Consider the following 19,000-nt stretch of genomic DNA (forward strand, 5'->3'; position numbering starts at 1 on the left):
TGGAGATGTTTTTTTATGATTACTTGATGCTAGCCTGTTTATTTTTTTAACTCACTAACTATTTCTGTTAACCTTTGCTCTTTATAATTAGAACTACTGTTAACAGCTACTGATCAAATACATCTAAATAATTTTGTGGTAAAATAAAAAACAAATAAAATAATCTTTGTTGGAAAATTAAAAATGGAACCAAAAACTAAGGGCAAAATAGAAGCTCAAATAAGTGAAGCTATTATCAAGTTTGAAAAAGAATATATGGGACGCGGACCGTCTGAAACGAAAACATATATTATCAAAGACATGATTCTTATTCGCTTAAAAGGAGTGTTAACTCCTGCCGAAGAACAACTTACCAAAACTATTGAAGGTGCGGATCTCGTAAAAAAAACCAGAGTTAAACTTTTGGAAGGCGCAAGAATATTGCTTGAGAAAATCGTGAATACCATTACTAGTTGTCAGATCAAAAGCTTACATAGTGATATAAGCACGAAGACAGGAGAAAGAATAATAGTTTTTTCTCTTGACCAGAATTTAGAAGAGAAGTTAATGAATTGACTTTATCAAACAATGAAGCTAAACTTTAAAAAAAAATTGGAAGACTCTAAATAAAACCCAGCACGTCTGGTAGTTATTAAGTAAGCCAATACTAGTTCATCAAAAATGGACTAGTATTGGCTTTTTTTATTTTAAGGAGGTTTTTTATGAGTAAGCTATGGCAGGAATGGACAATTGCAAACGATATTAAGAACATTTTAGATACTTCTAAAAAAGTTGTTTTCCCAAAAAACAGAGAAGAGATTCTAGAGTTAGCAATGGGTGGAAAGAAAGATATCTTTGAAGTTTCCTATCCAATTGGAAATAATAGAATAGTACCGGAAGCAACCGTTTTCAAATGCAAAAATGGATTAGCTGTAAATTATAAAGAAAAATATATGCGGAGAAGAGATCCTGATTGTATGTTAATTGGAGACAATCAGGAAACTGACAAAACACGTTTTGCCGATGTATTCAATTTCCCCTTTGAAAAAACGAGAGCAGAAACTTTTGACTGGTTAAAAAATCAGGAATTAATCCTAATAGCTATTAATATTGGGGGAATCAGGTCCATACATAAGGGATTATTAATCGCTCCCGCTAACGCAGGCTTTTTTGTCGGTGCGCTCGCTGATTTACAGGGATTTATTAATCCAGAGGATATTCCTGTGGATTTTAATCCTAAAGCAATTGTTTATTTAGCTCCGCCGTTTAGACATACGCATTTTAACGGCAAACAAATAGTAGTTCATAACCGAATTAATAGACTGCATGAGATATTTTCATATAACTTATATCCCGGACCCAGTGCAAAAAAAGGCATTTATGGCGTTTTATTGCAGATCGGCGAGGAAGAAAACTGGCTGACACTGCATAGTTCAACTGTTCAGGTTGTAACACCCTACGATAATATAACCACTATTCTGCATGAGGGAGCAAGCGGCGGTGGAAAAAGTGAAATGCTGGAACATGCCCACCGGGAAGAAGATGGAAGATTGTTATTAGGCAGGAACCAAATTTCAAATAAAAACTTTTATCTTACGCTGAATCAATCATGCAAATTAATGCCCGTTACTGATGATATGGCATTATCGATTGATTCACCAAGTCACGAGAATAGTAAGAAACTATTTGTATATGATGCCGAAGAAGGCTGGTTTATCAGGCTAAACCACATAACTGCTTACGGAACAGATTTAACACTGGAAAACTTAACCATTCATCCCGAAAAACCTTTAATTTTTTTAAATATCGCCGGAGTTCCAAATGCCACAGCACTAATATGGGAACATATAGAAGACTCACCCGACAAGCCCTGTCCTAATCCTCGGGTGATACTTCCAAGGCACTTTATCAAAGATGTTGTGAATACTCCCGTAGAAGTTGATTTTAGATCCTTTGGGGTAAGAACTCCCTTCTGCTCTGAGGCCAATCCTTCTTATGGAATCATTGGAATGTTCCATATTCTACCCCCAGCATTAGCATGGCTGTGGCGATTAGTTTCGCCAAGAGGAGACTCTAATCCAAGCATTACTAAAGGTGACGGACTTACAAGTGAAGGGGTTGGCTCATATTGGCCATTTGCTACCGGGAAATTCACCAAACACGCCAACTTATTGTTAAAACAGATAATAGATACGAGCCAAACAAGACATGTTCTTTTCGCAAACCAGAATATTGGCAGTTGGAAAGTGAGCTTTATGCCCCAGTGGATATCCAGAGAATACTTAGCAAGAAGAGGGGTAGCCAAGTTTCATAAAGAGCAGCTGGTTCCCTGTCGTTGTCAGCTACTAGGTTATGCGCCGCAACAAATGCGCATTGAAGGAACCTTAGTCCCTGAATATTTCTTTCAAGTAGAAAAACAGGCAGAAGTAGGACTTGTTGCCTATGATAAAGGAGTAGATCTTTTGAGTAATTTCTTTAAAAGTGAATTATCAAATTATTTAAATGAAGATCTCGATATTTTGGGCAAAAAGATTATTGAATGCTGCTTAAATAACGGGTCGCTTGAAGACTACGAAAAACTAATCCCAATGACACTATGAGAAAAAATGATAACTAAAAATCCGGAAGGCAAACTTCCTCAAATATCGAAAAACTCATTTGTCCATCCTTCGGCAGTAATTATTGGCAACGTGAATATTGGCAAGAATGTTTTTATTGGTCCTTATGCAGTAATAAGAGCCGATGAGTTGCAAAGCTCCATTATCATCGGGGACAACAGCAATGTTCAAGATGGAGTCATTATTCATGCTCTTTCAAAAACTACCGTGAAAGTCGGCATGAAAACCTCGCTATCCCATGGATGCCTTATTCACGGACCCTGCAACATCGGAAACAATTGTTTCATAGGATTTAAATCGATTATTTTCAAGGCAACTATTATGGATGATGTTTTTATTGAACATTCGGCTTTGATTGAAAATGTAGAAATAGCTGCTAATAGTAAAATAGGATCGTCATCAACAATTAAAACAAGTAACTCTGATGAAATTAAACCTATTGATAAACAATCCATTGAATTTAAACAAAAAGTATTGGATGCAAATAATTATTTAGTAGCCGGTTATCGGATTGGTTAAATACAATTCCGGCACTAACTGGCGGAGCAAAGGAGACGTCATCTTGGGATTACTGAGAGTATTTGAGACTTGGTACGGGATATAATAATCGCTGATGTAATCTGAAAAAGCCCGGACAGTTTTGCCCGGGCTTTTGTAAAACAATCTAAAAATCAGAAATTCTGAAATATTGAATAGACCTCATTTTCGGTAAAATGATATTCTCCACTTCTGTAGGCTCCCCCTGACAACCATATTCTACTATTAAATCTCGTAGCAGCAAATTCTTGACTATCTCCTGGTAAATTACATTCCTTCCATGTAACGCTATCGGATGAATACCAGGCAGTACTATTTGTAACGCTATACATAACAGATAGCTTGCCGTTAAATACGGCAAAAGTAGGTTTATATTTTTCTCCATCCCAGGGAGTAGAACTTTTTGCCTTTGTCCATGAAGTCCCGTTAGCAGAGTACCAGATATCACCGATCCAATTATCTGATTTTCCTCCAAATATCCAAATTTTACTGTTGAAAACAAGAGAATTTGGGCAACGGGGACTCCATGGGGCGCTGGCGGTTATCTTACTCCAGTTTTTGCCATCTGAGGAATTCCAGACTTCATTGAGTGTCTGTCCAGGAACACCTTCTCCGAAAAAATATCCTCCGAGCAACCATAGCTGCATTCACAGGATAAGCAATTACCTACAACATAATTTAAACAATACTATTTTCAGGGGGGTAAATGAGTTTTTTGATGGTACTCTGAGAAGAAAAAAAGATGCGCTTAAATAGTTGGAGAAGACCTGCCATTTATCGTTCTATAGGTCTCATTAACTTATATGAATTATTCCTGGTACGTCGAGTTAGAGAATAACAAGGGAAAATTTCCAGTTGCAATTCGATTACCAAAGGATTATATATCACTTTAGTAAACTAAGTCATGATGGACATATTTGGGAAATTCCCTATATGAACGAATCAAAAATGCCCGAAAATATGAAAAAATAAAGGGGGGAATAAACAAATGGCAGAAATGAATCCGGTAGTACATTTTGAAATGCCTGCAGAAGACAGAAAACGTATGGCAGATTTCTACACAAAAGCTTTTGGCTGGGAAACTAAGCAGTTAGGGCCTGAGATGGGAGATTATATTCTTGTTACCACCACTGAGACAGACGAAAAGGGTTTCCCCAAAGAACCTGGCAGGATCAACGGCGGATTTTTTCAAAAAACAAATGATATGCCCGCACAATACCCATCCGTGGTTATTGCAGTAGCTGATGTCAAAAATGCGATGAAAAAAGTTGAAGGAGCGGGAGGGAAAGTGTTGGGTGAACCGATGGAAATACCAGGGGTCGGACTATATGTGTCATTCGTTGATACGGAAGGCAACAGGGTAAGTATATTACAGCCAAGTCCAATGTAAAATGCAATGCTATGAAAAGGAATATAATGACATAAATGCTAGCAATCACTCAGCATTTATGGTTTGACAAAGAAGCTAAAGAGGCGGCTGAGTTCTACACATCACTCTTCGAGGACTCAGCCATTAAGAGTTCGACAACGCTTTATAACACTCCTTCGGGCACGGTAGATATTGTCACCAATGAACTTATGGAACAGGAATTCACACTCATCAGTGCAGAACCGCTATTTTAATTCAATCCGTCAGTATCATTTCTTGTTGCCGGCAAGACCAAGGACAAGGTTGATGCATTATGGAAAAAGCTATTAGAGGGAGGCACGGCGCTCATGGAGCTTGGAGAGTATCCTTTCAGCGAAAAATATGGATGGGTGCAAGACAAATGTGGTCTTTCCTGGCAGATAATGTTCATTGGCGACCGTGAGATAAAACAGAGAACATGAATTTGCGGCCATGGACAGTGCTCATGAACACAACTTTACCTTTAATGAAGCCATATCATTCATGGTGCACTGCGATACCCAAGATGAAATAGACTATTACTGGGAAAAGCTCTCCGCAGACCCAAAGGCGGAGCAGTGCGGTTGGCTAAAAGACAAATACGGCCTCTCATGGCAGATTGTGCCCACTGTTATGGATGAAATGCTCAAGAACAAAGACAGCAAGAAATCGGCGCAAGTAACCGAAGCGTTCCTCAAAATGAAAAAATTTGATATTGAAGGCTTAAAAAAAGCATATGAAAGTTAATTAAACTGTCATCGGATTAGATGGTTGGATTATTAGGTATAGTTGGCGGAGAGAGAGGGATTCGAACCCCCGGTACCCGCAAAGGTACGCCAGTTTTCAAGACTGGAGCTATCAACCACTCTGCCATCTCTCCGTAAAAGGTAAACTATTTGAAGAGTGGATATACAAATAGTTTTTATTAATGATATCAAAAACATTAAAACTATAACATAAGCTGTTTTCTTTTTCAAGAAAAATATAAAATTACGTCTTCTGAGAATAAACAGAATTTTAAAAAAAACTCCCCACTTAAGGGGAGTCATGCTCAATTTACTAAACTAGCTTTTATAGCTATTAGATCGTTTCTAACATCTTTCTAACCGCAGCTATACATTCATCCGGCATAACATCGAACCCGCCGGTTTCTTCGCTTCTGCTCTCAAAATATTTTACTCTATCTTCCATTCTTGCCTTTAACTGCGCGTTGTAACCGGCATCAGCCAAATTCGGCATAAACTTAGGATCAAGCTCAAGTATCTGTAAAGCACCAGCCCAAAACTTGAACGAAGCTGTTCCTTCAACAATAGCTTCTATAATACCGATAGTGTCAGCAGGTTTAACTTTGGTTCCCATAAAATCTCCGGTATTAAGAATAAAACACTCTACACCCGTACTCAACAATTCTTTAAACTTCTGGTAATCTTCCGCTAACGGATAGGTCCTGAAGGGGTTAGCATAAGGTTCGATGACCAACGCATTCGGATCAACTCCCGGAGCAAGTCGCTCTGCTGAAGTTCTCTTCGTCGCAAGTGTAGCTCCGAGCACAGCACCGAGGATTGGATCAGTAATCTTAACCACTGGAGGCAACGTCGGATCTTTCATAAGCCAGAAAACCGCTTTAATCTTCTCATCAATCCTATCAATCCTGTTCGGTGTCCATAGTTTTGATTTAACAGCTCTTCCATTCGGATTACGAATATCTTCAGTAACTAATATCTTCTTCCCTTCACTATCAAGCATAACACCAATATTCTGCGCAGTAAGAATATATTTATTATCTTCCGATCCGATAGCATAATCCTGAGTCTTGTCAAAATATGCCGGTTCCAGCGCTATCGAATATTTTTCTTTTACATTAATAATGAAAGCATCGTCATGGAGCACAGTAATATCGTATTTCCCATCGTGTTTCGCATGGGTTAATGTAGATTTCCCTGATCCGGAAAGCCCGAAAAACGCTGCCACGTATCCATTATTGTTATATCGTTTCAGACCGCCATGGCAGGAAGCATACCCAAGTTTATTCGCAGTCTTCCAAGCGAGCGTAAGCGTACCTTTTTTATGTTCCCCAAAATAACGCATTCCTAATAGACACGCACAGTTATGCTCAGTATCAAAAAATGCAAGACCCAACGGATAAGCAGGAGGATAATACGTAGGATCTGAAAAAATCACAATTTCTTTCGCATCCAATTCCTTCGAGTTCTTGTGTATCGCCTGATACTTTGCATTTGTTTCCTGAAAATTAAGCATCCAACTTAAAACGTTGTTTTCGAATCCTTCCGGAATAAGAAGTCTCGCTTTAATGATAAAACCTTCGTGCAATCCAACATAAGCTTCTGCGCAATACATTTTCTTGAATCTACTATGATAGGCAGCTTCCCTGAGGACAGCACTTAATTCTTCGCTGTTAACGCCTTTCATCCCTGCTATCTTACGTGCTCCGGCGAACCTCCCATACACTTCACCATCGTTCATAACAAGAACTTTCGCTCCTATAGGCAACCCTTGCGCTTCAGGCTGAAAGACATCCTGGTCAGTAACAATCGTTCCAGGAGCTTTCTTAGCGAGCTCGTACGCTTCGGCAACAGAATTAACCGGTACAACATTATTCCCGTACATAGTAGTTTCTAAAATTGCTCGATAATTAGAAATATTTTTTTTATCTTCCAGTGATGTTTTTGCGACCATAAAAGCCACCCCTTCTTATTAAATTATAAGTAATAGATACCCTTAACTTCCTAAATAGAAGCACAAAGGGGCATTAATTATTACATTTAGGATAGTCAGGATTATTACACAAAGCATTTCACCGCAATGTAACGAACCCAAATTCTTTCAATAGGTTACCAGAAAAATAATAATCCCGCAACCTGAAAAGTTATCAGGTTGTAGGATACAATTATTTAAATTATATAAATGAGCATATCAAAGAAAAAATATAAACACTCTTAGCTAGGTTGGTTCTTTTGTCTTGCGAACTATCTCCATTTCATCATATGAAAAAACTTTATCGATATCAAGAAGCATCACTACCCTCTGACCCACTTTCCCCATGCCGGTAATAAACTCAGTATTAACATTGGCACCGAATGCAGGAGTCTCTTCAATTTGTTTATCTGCAATATCAAGTACTTCTGACACTCTATCGACAATAACCCCCATGATAACGTTCTGCCCATGATTTTGCACCTGCACTTCTACGATACAGGTCCTCTCATTATATTCTTGGGCTTGCATTTCGAACTTCATTCGCAAATCAATAATAGGAATGATTTTTCCTCGCAGATTAATAACACCTTTAACATATTCAGGCATTCTAGGAACATGAGTTACGTTCATCATCCCGATAATTTCTTGAACTTTAAGAATTTCAAGACCGTACTCCTCTTCATTTAGCTCAAAAGTAAGATATTTATTACCCTTGTCAACAATTGTACTAAGAACTTTATTCTCAGCAATTTTTACCAAGTCAGCCATATATCTCTTCCTTTCTTCACTGAAATATTATCAGATTAAAAAAAATTTACTGTCAATTATTTTCCATATTCAGAATATAAAATCACAAAATACTTTTTTATAATCAGCGAGAATGAACAAAAAATTATCAAACAAACAAGGCATTCCTAAACATAATTCTCGGTTTTATTTCGCAGTTAAAACCCCTTAAAATCATCATCATCAAAAGGAATAACTTGTTCAGGAACAATCTTCAGCGATTCTTTTGTAAATTCTCCATGGATCGCCTTATTCCATCGTTTTTTTCCACTATCTTCTGTAGTCATCTGAGCACCAATATTGCCAATACCACCAAAAATAACAACATTTAATGCCTTCACCATGTCATTAAGTTCTTGTGCTTGTGCCGAGAGCTGCTCACTAGCAGATGCAGACTCTTCAGAATTTGCAGCATTGGTTTGGGTCACTTTATTCATTTGAGCCACTGCTGTATTAACCTGTTCTATACCACGGGACTGCTCTTCAGATGCTGAAGACACCTCTGCGATGAGTTCCGTAACCTTCTGAACACCTTCAACAATTTCTTTCAGGATAGCAGCGACTTCTGAAGATACGGCTACGCCATTCTCAGCATTCTTTTGAGATCCCTCGATCAGGTTGGCGGTGTTCTTAGCCGCTTCCGCACTTCGATGCGCTAAATTGCGAACTTCTTCTGCAACAACTGCGAATCCCTTACCAGATTCTCCTGCCCTGGCAGCTTCTACCGCTGCATTAAGTGCCAGAAGATTAGTCTGAAAGGCAATTTCATCGATTGTCTTAAGTATTTTCGCCGTTTCGTCCGACGAACTTTTGATTTTGCTAATTGCTTCTGACATACGGGACATAGCTTCGCTGCTCTTTTTGGCCGCATCTTGAACTATAGTTGCCAACCTATTTGCCTGTTTAGTATTATCGGCATTCTGTGTAATCATCGAAGACATTTCTTCAAGAGAAGCAGACGTCTCTTCTAAGCTTGAAGCTTGTTCACTAGCGCCTTCCGCCATCTGCTCACTTGCCTTTGATACCTGATTAGATGCTGACGCTACTTGCTCCGAACTCGAATTCAATCTGGAAATAATCCTGGTAATCGGGCCGGTGATTGAGCTTGTTATAAAAAACACGATTAAACCGCCGATACCAATAGCAACAATTAACCCTATAATCATAATTACGGACGCGGAGGATAATGAAAAAGACACACTCTTTGACGTAGCGACAGTATTTTGGAGGCCGATTTCTGAAACGACTCCGATCTGTTCCAAAATCGAGTTACCTATTTCCAATCGTTTTACTGCAACATCTTGAACCTTATTCCAGTTACTAAACATTTCATCCATTGCAGTATCATATTGAAGCATAGAAATTCTCATTTTTTCCAGCTGCTCCAGATTTTTCAACTGAACTGTCGTAGCAAGAATAAGTTTACGCCGGTCCTCGATATCAGAGAACTGCTTGTCTGCATCGCCAATAAGCGTTAGATTACGCTCGGCAATTGCTTTCCAGGTGTTCCGCTCCAATGCAGCGCCTATGTCGGAAATTTCCTTCATAAGGGATATCTTCCATACGCGTTCAACTGCTTTTACTTTATTATTCCCGTTATTAATCTCTTCTTTTAGTTTTGGATATTGAATATCTACATAGCCTGTACAGTTCTCTTGAAACACTGACGATGCTTCATCCAATAAGGCACGAGCTTGTTTAAACTGATCATCAGCAGTCTCCCCCTGACCAACAAGATCTTCATATTCTGCCAGTTTATTCTTAATATTTTCTATTCTTTCTTTAAACTGAGTGAGATGAGTGGCTTGCTTGAGCAAAACTTCAGCTTCTGCAAGATACTCTTTAACGGTAACAAGTCTCTTGCGGCCTCCTATTAAATAACTTTTGTCTAAGCTAAGCTGGTACCCTCGCATATCCACCAGAACTAACAGATAGGACTTCTGTAAACCTTCGAGTATCTTGCTCTGAGGAACATATTCCTTAGCAAGAACAGAGGTTTTTCCTTGAACACCTTTCATAATGACAATAGATATCCCGCTAAGTACAAGCATAATTGCCAGTAACCCGGCACATCCCAGTGCTATTTTTGCGCTTAACTTCATATTCTTTTTCATGCTAAACCTTTCTTTTCATTTGTTAGTAATCACAGAAGCACTTAAGCTTGAAGCTGCAGTCCCGATCCGCTCTCCTACACTGTTGGGTACCAAATTCAAGATTGCTAATATCACGCAAAACTAACCGCTCCCCAATATTGATTTAAGTTAATATATTTTTTGAAATATAATAAACTCCCTTCATATAATTATAGCCGACAAACATTATCTATTCAAATTTAATTTCTATGGTAACAATAAAAACAAACCCGGATCACAAGAAAAGAAAACCTTTTAAGCAGATGCAGTTATCATACAAGGATACCTGGATGCTGTTTAATAATCGGAGTAATAATTGAAAAAAATAGGGAAAAATATTTTCAAGAGAAAACCGGATTAAAAGCCCTCGGATGATTTGTCGATATCGATTACTTTAACCCCTTTACTATAATCGTATGCCACATATTTGCTAATGGTGCTTAGTTTTCCGGTTATTACTGCCAGCCTTTCAACTTCTTCCTGAATTTTGTTGACAATAGTGTATAACTGGCTATCCTTTGGAAGTTCTGCCAGAAGAAGCGCTACGTATCCCAAAATTGCTTGCATCGGCTGGTTGAGTTCATGACAAGCGGCCCCAGCCATCTCAAGTACCCCTTGGAGCTTTTCGCGTTGCAATCGCTCTTCTTCTGACTTTTTACGTTCTGCTGCGTATTTAATTGATCGAAGAAGGACATCGCTATTCGCCCAACCCTTAACGAGATAATCTTGTGCTCCTTCGTGAACAGCCTTTACCGCAAATTGCTCATCATTAAAGCCAGTCAAAATAATAATCGCCGTATTCGGCGCCTGGGAATTTATACCATAAAAAGTATCCAGCCCCTGGCTATCAGGCAAAGAAAGGTCCAGAAGAATTATATCGAATTGTTTAACATGCAATCGTTCGATCGCTTCGCTTAAGCTCATTACATTTTCAAGCTCTATCGAAAGATTGGCAACTTCCGACAAGTGCTCCCGGACCAGTCGTGCATCACCAGGATTATCTTCCACCAACAAAAATCTCATACCAGCCCCCGCATACTTAAGTCTTTGATCTGAAAAATATTTACGGGTATATTATGTAACTCGCTTTATTTGAAATGTAAAGAGGGCTTAAATGAAGAGGGTTCCGTCGTCATCTCTTTTATTACAGTAACGCTTGGATTCAAATAGTGTTGAGTGCTCTTCATTCTCTCAAATCGGCAATGCTGAAGAACATTTCTGGTGATTTCCTGCAACCGGACAACTTTTTCTAAAATACTGTTTTTAGGATAGCTACCTTCAACGTCATAATTATCCGAAAATTCATTAAGCATGCATTCCTTAAATGATACTGTAGGCGGCATACCTATATCTCGCGATAATAGGCATTCAAGCTCTTTCAGCTTATAGCTGATATTCTCAATTTTCCAGAGCAAATGATTCTGTTCCTTCTCAAGTCGTTTTTTTTCCACTGCAGAATAATCAAGCAATTCTTTCGTCTGTATAAATTTCTCAATATGCCTTTTAATCCGGACCTCAATCTTAGAATAGCGTTTTTTTAATAATTTATATATATTGTATTGCTTAACAATAACGATGAACTGGACAGTTATTATAGAAAACAACATAACAATTAAAAGACTTGAGTTAATAAACATAATACAGTACTTCCTTATTACACAGAGCTCATTACTCCGGGTTTTTCACTCACCGATTAATAGTAAGTGCGACAATAATCTTCCAGTCAATCGGAAAAAATTCCTTATAACCCACTGAAATGCTATCAGTTAAAAACACGTTGGAGGAATCTACAAATAAGTGGCGGTAGTACAAACCATACTGGTGCCAAGGCATAAGCAAATAGAACTGAGCATGCTATTATTATACAAAAGCAAAACGGGCTCGTCAAAGAGCGGCAAATTATGCCGCTGCTGAATTTCCATAAATTTCAATTATCCCTCGGACACGCCCTTCGCTGTCAAAAAGTGGAATCCGGTTAACATTTACTCGTATTTTTTTTCCGTTGGAATATTCGAGAAGAAGCCCTTCTTTGTAGTCAGGGTTTTTTGTATACAGCACATGCTGATCCATCTCTCGTAATTTCTCTAGAGATTGTTTACTCCAATTCATAGCATCATCAGTCTTATCAATGATATCAACCGACGCCGTGAACCCCGCTAATTTTGCATAAGTATTATTACAGCCTTTATAAACAAAATGAGAGTCCTTCCATGAAATACCATAGGGAATATTATCAATTATTACATCCAAAACATTTTTTGAACTATAGACTGCATCCCGCAGACTACTATGCTGCGATATTTCTTCATCCAGCCGCTGGTTCGCCATTTCAAGCTTATCCATACATTCGTTAACTCGCGACACTAGGACGTCATAGGCTTTACGCAAGGCTTCTTCCATTCCTTTTCTCTCGACTGAGTACCGCAAAGAACGCATCAACATGTTACCATTAATTTGGCCTTTTACGAGATAATCCTGAGCACCTTTCTGGACAGCTCTAATCGCAAAAGATTCATCATTGAATCCGCTGAGGATAACAATGGGAACATCTGAGGCCTTCGCATTAATCGCTGTAAACGTATCAATTCCATAACTGTCAGGCAAGGATAGATCAAGTAAAATAATATCAAATTTCTCCTGGTCCAGCCTTTCCAAAGCTTCACTAAGCATAACTTCATGAGTAAGCTCGAAACGAACATTAGTAACATCCAGCAATACTTCTCTTACCAATCGAAAATCAGCCGGATTATCTTCAACAACCAAAATTCTCATAGAAACCCCTTTCAATTATCCGCTAATAAATCGTATTAATTATTAGCGGTAAAGGGAACACTGCCCCTTAAAATGAAAATATTATCAAATTGCTTTTAATGTAAAGTAAAATACAGAGCCTTTCCCCGGGGTTGATTCAACCCAGATTCTCCCTCCATGCCGCTCTACAATCTTTTTACAAACAGCCAACCCTATTCCGGTACCTTGATACTCATCGCGAAAATGTAATCGCTGAAAAACAACAAAAATTCTCTCCGAGTATTTCTGGTCCAGGCCAATCCCATTATCTTTTACGGAAAAAAGCCATTCTGTTCCTTTTCGCTCTGCCGAAATATGGACTCGAGGGGGTTCTATCCCATGGAACTTAATAGCATTCCCTATTAGATTCTGGAACAGTTGACCAAGCTGGAACTCATCCCCGACAACGAGCGGTAAAGGATCACTAGTAACTACAGCTTTTGTTTCATCTATTTTTAATTGCAGATCAGATATCGTACGATTAAATACCAGTTCGCAATCTACTGGTGCTAACTCTTTCCCTTGGGTTTCCACCCGGGAATAGAGTAGCAAATCATTAATCATTTGCTGCATTCGAGTAGCTCCATCAACCGCGTAATTAATGAACTCATCAGCATCAGTATCGAACTTTCCTTTATACCTGCGTGCCAGAAGCTGCACATAGCTGGCTACCATTCTCAACGGTTCCTGCAAATCATGAGAGGCTACGTAAGCAAAAAGCTCAAGCTCCCGATTACTTCTTTCAAGTTCCTGATTGACTTTCTCAAGTTTACTGTTTGATTCAATCAATTCCTGTGCTTGGCGTTCAAGGGCAGCTTCAATGCGATGACGCTCATTGATCTCTTGCCTTAATTGCTCATTCGATATCTCCAGTTCATTCGTCCGTTGCTTAACCCGTAGCTCCAATTCATCCCGAGCTTTCATCAACGCTTCTTCCATAGATTTGCGCTCAGTGATGTCTCGAGCCTCTAACAGGATAGCCTTCTCGCCCATATAGTTAAAAGGCACTGCTGCCCCATCGACAAAAACTATTGGACCGGCTTCCTTCAAAAGCTTCAAATCTCTAAAAAATATTTTTTTATTTAATAATAATACGTCATTAAATGTATCCGTAATAATGCGTCGAGATTCAGGATGCACAAAATCGTATATTGAACTTCTTACGATATCTTCAGGTCGGTTCAATCCGACAAGGACAGCTGAAGCTGAATTTGCAAATACTATTGCTTCCGCGTTATAGATAAAAATACCATCCGGCGACAATTCGATAACCGCACGGTACCTCTCTTCTGAATTGCGCAATTGCTGTTCAGCGTTAATCCGTTCACGGCGATCCTCCGCTTCCTTTAACTCTCGCTCAATTGCCGGGACTAATCTGGTCAGATTGCCTTTCATAATAAAATCGTGAGCGCCAGCTTTCATAGCCTTCACCGCGATCTCTTCGCCAACAACTCCAGATATAATAATGAAAGGCAAATCTATACGTAGAGCTTTGATAAGTTTCAATGCTTCTGGTGCGCTAAACTTAGGCAAATTGTAATCGGATATTATCACATCCCAGGTTTTTGATTCGAGCAAACTCTTCATGTCTACAGCACTCTCAACCCTTTCAGAAATCACAGAATACCCACCCCTCCTTACCTCTCTTATCATAAAATAAGCATCATCTTCAGAATCTTCAACAATGAGTATACGTAATTCTTTGGCCATAAGTTATCACCTTCCAAATATAAATAATATGGCACTAGGTTATGTTTGTTATTAAGGGGATATAGGCTAAGGCTTCTTGTTTGAAGGAACTTCGTTAAGTAATACCCAATAAACACCGAGCTGTCGAATCGTCTCCACAAATTGCGAAAAATCTACCGGTTTACGGATGTAGCTGTTTGCTTTAAGGTTATAACATTCTACAATATCTTTCTCCTCATTAGAGGAGGTTAGAATAACTACAGGAATTAACTTTGTACTATCATCTTCTCTTATATGTCTCAATACTTCCAAGCCATCAATTTTAGGCAGCTTAAGGTCCAAAAGGATAACTTTAGGAAACTCCAGGTTATCAGCTTTAGCCTTTTCGAAATAGCTTAGCGCCTCTGCTCCGTCACGAGCTACAATAATTTCACTAGCAATTTTGTTTTTATTAAGCGCGCGTATTGTCAATTCCTCATCATCATGATTATCCTCTACTAACATGATTATCTTAGTTTTCATAATGATTATGCCTCCGTACAAATCACTTGTTCTTATCAAAGCAACAATAAAACATTATTTTTTTCTACTACAATATATTACTAATCATACCTGGCAGTGAGCATCAATAATATATGCTCTTGATATTATACACCTTTTAAATCATTTTTTTAGTCTTTATTTAACACCGCCAACCGCCTTTATACAAAGGATTTACCGGCCCAAACATGTACTCTCGGCAAAATATTCAATATGCACGGGAAGGAAGTTCGACAATCGAAAACCAGAACGACTCAATCCCTTTAATCACTTTAATGAACTGCTCTAAATCCACAGGCTTAGTGATGTAACAATTAGCGTTAAGCTGATACGCATTGATAATATCTTTTTGATTCCGTGATGTTGTTAGTACAATAACCGGAATACGTTTGAGATCTTTATCATTTTTTATTTCCGCCAGGACTTCTCTTCCATCTTTTTTAGGCAGATTAAGATCAAGCAAAATAAGGTCAGGAACCGGCGCTTCGGAATATTTTCCTCGTTTATAAAGGAAGTCCATGGCCTCTTCTCCATCGCTTGCCACACTTAATTTGTTACGCGCATTCGATTCTTTCAACACTTCTCGCGTTAAACGAACATCTCCAGGATTATCCTCGATGAGGAGTATTTCTATTGTTTTACCAATATCCCTTGAAGGCACATTCCCCCCCTAACCATGAATAAAAACATACAAACTCATTAAGAATAATTATTACATCTAATTAATTAACGCTAAACTATCATTATTTCAACAACCGCTGGACTAAGAAGCATCCAGCCTTCGTTTATTATTGCCGGCATTTTAAATCAAACTATTTCTTTTGTCCATTTTTTCTTATCAGGGTTTTTCTTGAAAATACCGGACCTCTAAAAACACAAAATAAATTACAAAAAAACCATATAAAACAATCACACTATCTCAATACCATAAAAAACCTGTAATTCAAGCTTTTATTTTTCAGGTTATATGATAGAATGAACTCAAATTTTAAATAATGCTGAGGAATTGTCCTATGTTAAACAAAAACAGCTACATTCTACTATTTATACTAGCGCTCTGTACATTGTCCGTATTCGTCAGTTTTTTTCAAATTTCGACTTTTCCCAGCCAATCTAAAAAAAGATTTTTATCAACACAATCCAAAATTCTGGTTGTTAATATAGAAGGCGTTATCCAAAGTGAGGTAAGCAAAGACAAACTAAGTTTCTCTGACAACTCCTCACATCGAGCGCTAGTCTCACTCCAGCAAGCGGCGTATACCGCCAACATAAAAGGTGTATTGATACGAATTAATAGCCCAGGAGGAACTGTCGGAGCATCTCAGGAACTCTATAATGCAATATCGCGGATTCGAAAATCGAAAAAATATGTTGCGGTATCTATCGCTGACATCGGTGCTTCAGGCGGTTATTACACAGCCAGTGCTGCTAATTACATCTTTGCCAACAAAGGCTCGCTCGTGGGAAGTATCGGGGTTATCATGCACGGGTTTAACCTGGAAGAACTGTTTAAAAAAGTTGGAATAGAAGACAAAACATTCAAGTCCGGACTCTACAAAGATATCATGTCGTACTCGAGGGAATCAACGCCTGTCGAAAAAGAAATGATCCAGAGCATGCTTGATGAAGTCCACAATCAATTTATCAGCGATGTTTTAGCCTATCGAAAAGAAAAAATCACAAACATTGACTCGGTATCCCAAGGCCAGATTTTCACGGGTTCCCAGGCCTTGTCATTAGGGCTCATAGATGGTCTTGGCGGTGAGATTGAAGCACTCGAATACTTATCAAAAAAGCTCGGAATCAAATTAACAGAGTCAACCGTTGTTTATGAAAAAGGCTCTTTTTGGGAAAGATTATTATCAGAGGTAGGCATGGATTCAAAAGTCACCTCCCTTCTTAAGCTTCTTAACTTACTCAACTACAAAGTCATACTCTAATGAATATATATAATCAGATCTCACTTATAACTAACTTTTTTCTTACTCCGAAGCTAACCGCTAAAAAAACCGGGGCAAGAGATGTTAGCTTTCTTTATGTTTTCACATTACTCTTTATTGCAACGATATCTTTCGAAGTGTCGAAGCTAATATTGTACAGGCAATCCAAACCTGTCATTGCGATTATCTCAGATTCCCTTGCATCGATGATCATGTTTTTAATAGAATTATTCCTGTTCGAAGCGATTGTCATCCTTATGGCGGCAATCCTCAAAAAAAAGGTAATCAGCAGAAAAATAGTTTATTTTTCTATTCTGGCATTTGTACCCTCCATCTTATTCACTCCGCTTGCAGCTCTTAGCACCTCACTGGGAACATTGAGCAGTTCATTCATCTGGATCAGCTTTTCCGTTATTGTCTTTTACCAATTATATTTATTATTTTCAACCATTAAAGTAACACTTGAAATTTCTTCACTGAGGACATTATTTCTATTACTTAGCCCTTTTATAATTCTCTTCATTTTTCTCCTTATTATTCTTGCAAAAATATTATCATAATAATGCTATACTAAATGTAACCGGAATTACAATTTCTCACGAAGCAAAAAGGCACGAAAAAAGAAAAGGTCCTCCCCGCTATCAAGGCTTAAGAAACCATCGAAAACACCAGGCATTCAATGCTGAACAATTTTTTGGTGAATGGCAGTAAACCTTTAGAAAAAGCAGTATTTTTCGCAAAATATAATTGCTTCAAAAAACAGTAAATGTTATTATACCACTATCAAAACCATAGGAGATTTTTTTCAAGAAAGGACTAGACATAAATGGACCATATTGTTCCTCAAGAAGTTTTTTTAACCAAAGGTATCGGAAGGCACAAAGAGAAGCTTTCCTCCTTTGAAATGGCGCTCCGCGATGCGGGAATAGCTTATTGTAACCTTGTCAGAGTATCAAGTATATTTCCTCCTCACTGTAAGATCATTACCCAAGAAGAAGGCCGTGAAAGAATAAAACCGGGACAGATTGTATTCTGCGTTCTTTCAGATATAGCGACTAACGAGCCGAATAGACTCATCGCTTCATCCGTTGGTATAGCAATTCCTGGCGATAAGAATAATTATGGGTATTTATCAGAGCATCACTCATATGGAGAAACAGAACAAATAGCTGGCGATTACGCAGAAGATTTAGCTGCCGAAATGCTTGCCACTACTCTTGGTATAGATGTTTCTCAAGATCTCAAATGGGACGAAAGAAAAGAAATATGGAAGATGGAAGATAAGATCGTTAACACAATGAACATTACGCAATCCGGCATTGGGGATCCTAAAGGATTATGGACTACTGTTGTTGCTGCTGCTGTATTAATTCTCTAATCAATTATTCCTATTAATTCTATAAAAAATAAGGGGCTTAAAACAGCCCCTTATTTTTTATATGCAAATACAAATATCATAATGATAGTGTTGTTTCCACCATAGGAATATTAACTCCCAAGTTAATAGACGGGACATACTCGTTAGACTTTATATAACTTTGATTATCTTGCGCAGTTATAAAATCAGAAATAGTAATGCCGCATTCTTCACAAATAAATAGTTTTTCAGGATAACCCCTAAAATCCATAAAGGTTATAAATTTCTTTCTTTCATGATTACATCTCATACTAATCCCTCCTAAATACTGCCGTGTTATTCTTTTCTATTTTCTATTTTTCCCACCATATTTTAGATGTAAACATATTATTTTTTGTCACAATAATTTTTTAGAGTTTTCAATGAGTGAGAATTAATTTGGGCGATTTATAGGAACCGTTCGAGAACAACCCTTACTATTTTGTAAATTTTTTGTCGAAGAAAAAATGCACTAATCATCGTCAAAA

Annotated in this window: 18 protein-coding genes, 1 tRNA gene and 1 pseudogene; 8 read left to right on the forward strand and 12 right to left on the reverse strand. The window is 38.2% G+C overall.

Translation table 11 applies throughout. The features are described from left to right. Positions 1 to 183: 183 nt before the first annotated feature. The 3 genes from DKM50_05195 to DKM50_05205 all read left to right on the forward strand — a co-directional run bounded on the left by DKM50_05195 (position 184) and on the right by DKM50_05205 (position 3,116). A complete protein-coding gene (locus DKM50_05195) occupies positions 184 to 555 on the forward strand; it encodes a hypothetical protein (GenBank protein PZM81866.1) in 372 nt (123 codons plus the stop codon). Between the two features lie 146 nt (positions 556 to 701). Next, positions 702 to 2,579, forward strand: coding sequence for a DUF4914 domain-containing protein (locus DKM50_05200; protein ID PZM81867.1), 1,878 nt, complete (start codon positions 702 to 704; stop codon positions 2,577 to 2,579). A gap of 6 nt (positions 2,580 to 2,585) precedes the next feature. Beyond that, on the forward strand, positions 2,586 to 3,116 hold the full coding sequence (locus DKM50_05205) for a carbonate dehydratase (protein ID PZM81868.1): 531 nt from the start codon (positions 2,586 to 2,588) through the stop codon (positions 3,114 to 3,116). A gap of 152 nt (positions 3,117 to 3,268) precedes the next feature. On the opposite strand, the gene DKM50_05210 is transcribed toward DKM50_05205, so the two are convergent. Then, positions 3,269 to 3,781 carry a hypothetical protein gene (locus tag DKM50_05210; protein PZM81869.1) on the reverse strand — a complete coding sequence of 171 codons (513 nt, stop codon included), beginning with the start codon at positions 3,779 to 3,781 and terminating at the stop codon, positions 3,269 to 3,271. A gap of 350 nt (positions 3,782 to 4,131) precedes the next feature. On the opposite strand from DKM50_05210, the gene DKM50_05215 reads away from it, so the two are divergent. Beyond that, positions 4,132 to 4,524 (forward strand): VOC family protein, encoded by a 393-nt coding sequence (locus DKM50_05215; GenBank protein PZM81882.1) that lies wholly within the window; start codon positions 4,132 to 4,134, stop codon positions 4,522 to 4,524. A 35-nt stretch (positions 4,525 to 4,559) separates the two neighbouring features. Beyond that, positions 4,560 to 5,268: pseudogene (locus DKM50_05220) on the forward strand (VOC family protein). Between the two features lie 43 nt (positions 5,269 to 5,311). Here DKM50_05220 and DKM50_05225 read toward each other — a convergent pair. The 10 genes from DKM50_05225 to DKM50_05270 form a co-directional block, all read right to left on the reverse strand. Then, positions 5,312 to 5,401: transfer RNA gene (locus DKM50_05225), tRNA-Ser, on the reverse strand. A gap of 200 nt (positions 5,402 to 5,601) precedes the next feature. Continuing rightward, complete coding sequence (locus DKM50_05230) at positions 5,602 to 7,218, reverse strand: phosphoenolpyruvate carboxykinase (GenBank protein ID PZM81870.1); 1,617 nt, start codon at positions 7,216 to 7,218, stop codon at positions 5,602 to 5,604. Positions 7,219 to 7,482: 264 nt separating this feature from the next. Continuing rightward, the gene (locus DKM50_05235; protein PZM81871.1) at positions 7,483 to 8,007 is read right to left on the reverse strand and encodes a chemotaxis protein CheW; all 525 of its coding nucleotides are present in this window, start codon (positions 8,005 to 8,007) and stop codon (positions 7,483 to 7,485) included. A gap of 176 nt (positions 8,008 to 8,183) precedes the next feature. Then, positions 8,184 to 10,139, reverse strand: a complete 1,956-nt coding sequence (locus DKM50_05240) for a hypothetical protein (GenBank protein ID PZM81872.1) — start codon at positions 10,137 to 10,139, stop codon at positions 8,184 to 8,186. A 375-nt stretch (positions 10,140 to 10,514) separates the two neighbouring features. Beyond that, complete coding sequence (locus DKM50_05245) at positions 10,515 to 11,180, reverse strand: hypothetical protein (GenBank protein ID PZM81873.1); 666 nt, start codon at positions 11,178 to 11,180, stop codon at positions 10,515 to 10,517. Positions 11,181 to 11,245: 65 nt separating this feature from the next. After that, positions 11,246 to 11,794 carry a hypothetical protein gene (locus DKM50_05250; protein PZM81874.1) on the reverse strand — a complete coding sequence of 183 codons (549 nt, stop codon included), beginning with the start codon at positions 11,792 to 11,794 and terminating at the stop codon, positions 11,246 to 11,248. Positions 11,795 to 12,056: 262 nt separating this feature from the next. Further along, positions 12,057 to 12,929, reverse strand: a complete 873-nt coding sequence (locus tag DKM50_05255; protein ID PZM81875.1) for a hypothetical protein — start codon at positions 12,927 to 12,929, stop codon at positions 12,057 to 12,059. Between the two features lie 84 nt (positions 12,930 to 13,013). Continuing rightward, positions 13,014 to 14,657: a hypothetical protein gene (locus DKM50_05260; GenBank protein ID PZM81876.1), complete on the reverse strand. Its 1,644-nt coding sequence runs from the start codon at positions 14,655 to 14,657 to the stop codon at positions 13,014 to 13,016. Between the two features lie 66 nt (positions 14,658 to 14,723). After that, on the reverse strand, positions 14,724 to 15,158 hold the full coding sequence (locus DKM50_05265) for a response regulator (GenBank protein PZM81877.1): 435 nt from the start codon (positions 15,156 to 15,158) through the stop codon (positions 14,724 to 14,726). 226 nt (positions 15,159 to 15,384) lie between these two features. Further along, positions 15,385 to 15,837 carry a response regulator gene (locus DKM50_05270; GenBank protein PZM81878.1) on the reverse strand — a complete coding sequence of 151 codons (453 nt, stop codon included), beginning with the start codon at positions 15,835 to 15,837 and terminating at the stop codon, positions 15,385 to 15,387. Positions 15,838 to 16,171: 334 nt separating this feature from the next. On the opposite strand from DKM50_05270, the gene sppA reads away from it, so the two are divergent. The 3 genes from sppA to DKM50_05285 all read left to right on the forward strand — a co-directional run bounded on the left by sppA (position 16,172) and on the right by DKM50_05285 (position 18,494). Then, a complete protein-coding gene (gene sppA / locus DKM50_05275; protein ID PZM81879.1) occupies positions 16,172 to 17,116 on the forward strand; it encodes a signal peptide peptidase SppA in 945 nt (314 codons plus the stop codon). After that, complete coding sequence (locus DKM50_05280) at positions 17,116 to 17,676, forward strand: hypothetical protein (protein ID PZM81880.1); 561 nt, start codon at positions 17,116 to 17,118, stop codon at positions 17,674 to 17,676. Before sppA ends, DKM50_05280 begins: the two co-directional genes overlap by 1 nt. 275 nt (positions 17,677 to 17,951) lie before the next feature. Next, complete coding sequence (locus tag DKM50_05285) at positions 17,952 to 18,494, forward strand: arginine decarboxylase, pyruvoyl-dependent (protein PZM81883.1); 543 nt, start codon at positions 17,952 to 17,954, stop codon at positions 18,492 to 18,494. A gap of 76 nt (positions 18,495 to 18,570) precedes the next feature. Here DKM50_05285 and DKM50_05290 read toward each other — a convergent pair whose 3' ends face one another. After that, complete coding sequence (locus DKM50_05290; GenBank protein PZM81881.1) at positions 18,571 to 18,783, reverse strand: hypothetical protein; 213 nt, start codon at positions 18,781 to 18,783, stop codon at positions 18,571 to 18,573. Positions 18,784 to 19,000: the final 217 nt, after the last annotated feature.

The sequence above is a fragment of the Candidatus Margulisiibacteriota bacterium genome, from assembly GCA_003242895.1.
Classification (GTDB): Bacteria; Margulisbacteria; Riflemargulisbacteria; order GWF2-39-127; family GWF2-39-127; genus GWF2-39-127.

Bases quoted from the DNA above. Each gene is read 5' to 3' on its own strand.
- DKM50_05195 (PZM81866.1), top strand. From the start codon at position 184: ATGGAACCAAAAACTAAGGGCAAAATAGAAGCTCAAATAAGTGAAGCT.
- DKM50_05200 (PZM81867.1), top strand. From the start codon at position 702: ATGAGTAAGCTATGGCAGGAATGGACAATTGCAAACGATATTAAGAAC.
- DKM50_05205 (PZM81868.1), top strand. From the start codon at position 2,586: ATGATAACTAAAAATCCGGAAGGCAAACTTCCTCAAATATCGAAAAAC.
- DKM50_05210 (PZM81869.1), bottom strand. From the start codon at position 3,781: ATGCAGCTATGGTTGCTCGGAGGATATTTTTTCGGAGAAGGTGTTCCT.
- DKM50_05215 (PZM81882.1), top strand. From the start codon at position 4,132: ATGAATCCGGTAGTACATTTTGAAATGCCTGCAGAAGACAGAAAACGT.
- DKM50_05230 (PZM81870.1), bottom strand. From the start codon at position 7,218: ATGGTCGCAAAAACATCACTGGAAGATAAAAAAAATATTTCTAATTAT.
- DKM50_05235 (PZM81871.1), bottom strand. From the start codon at position 8,007: ATGGCTGACTTGGTAAAAATTGCTGAGAATAAAGTTCTTAGTACAATT.
- DKM50_05240 (PZM81872.1), bottom strand. From the start codon at position 10,139: ATGAAAAAGAATATGAAGTTAAGCGCAAAAATAGCACTGGGATGTGCC.
- DKM50_05245 (PZM81873.1), bottom strand. From the start codon at position 11,180: ATGAGATTTTTGTTGGTGGAAGATAATCCTGGTGATGCACGACTGGTC.
- DKM50_05250 (PZM81874.1), bottom strand. From the start codon at position 11,794: ATGTTTATTAACTCAAGTCTTTTAATTGTTATGTTGTTTTCTATAATA.
- DKM50_05255 (PZM81875.1), bottom strand. From the start codon at position 12,929: ATGAGAATTTTGGTTGTTGAAGATAATCCGGCTGATTTTCGATTGGTA.
- DKM50_05260 (PZM81876.1), bottom strand. From the start codon at position 14,657: ATGGCCAAAGAATTACGTATACTCATTGTTGAAGATTCTGAAGATGAT.
- DKM50_05265 (PZM81877.1), bottom strand. From the start codon at position 15,158: ATGAAAACTAAGATAATCATGTTAGTAGAGGATAATCATGATGATGAG.
- sppA (PZM81879.1), top strand. From the start codon at position 16,172: ATGCTGAGGAATTGTCCTATGTTAAACAAAAACAGCTACATTCTACTA.
- DKM50_05280 (PZM81880.1), top strand. From the start codon at position 17,116: ATGAATATATATAATCAGATCTCACTTATAACTAACTTTTTTCTTACT.
- DKM50_05290 (PZM81881.1), bottom strand. From the start codon at position 18,783: ATGAGATGTAATCATGAAAGAAAGAAATTTATAACCTTTATGGATTTT.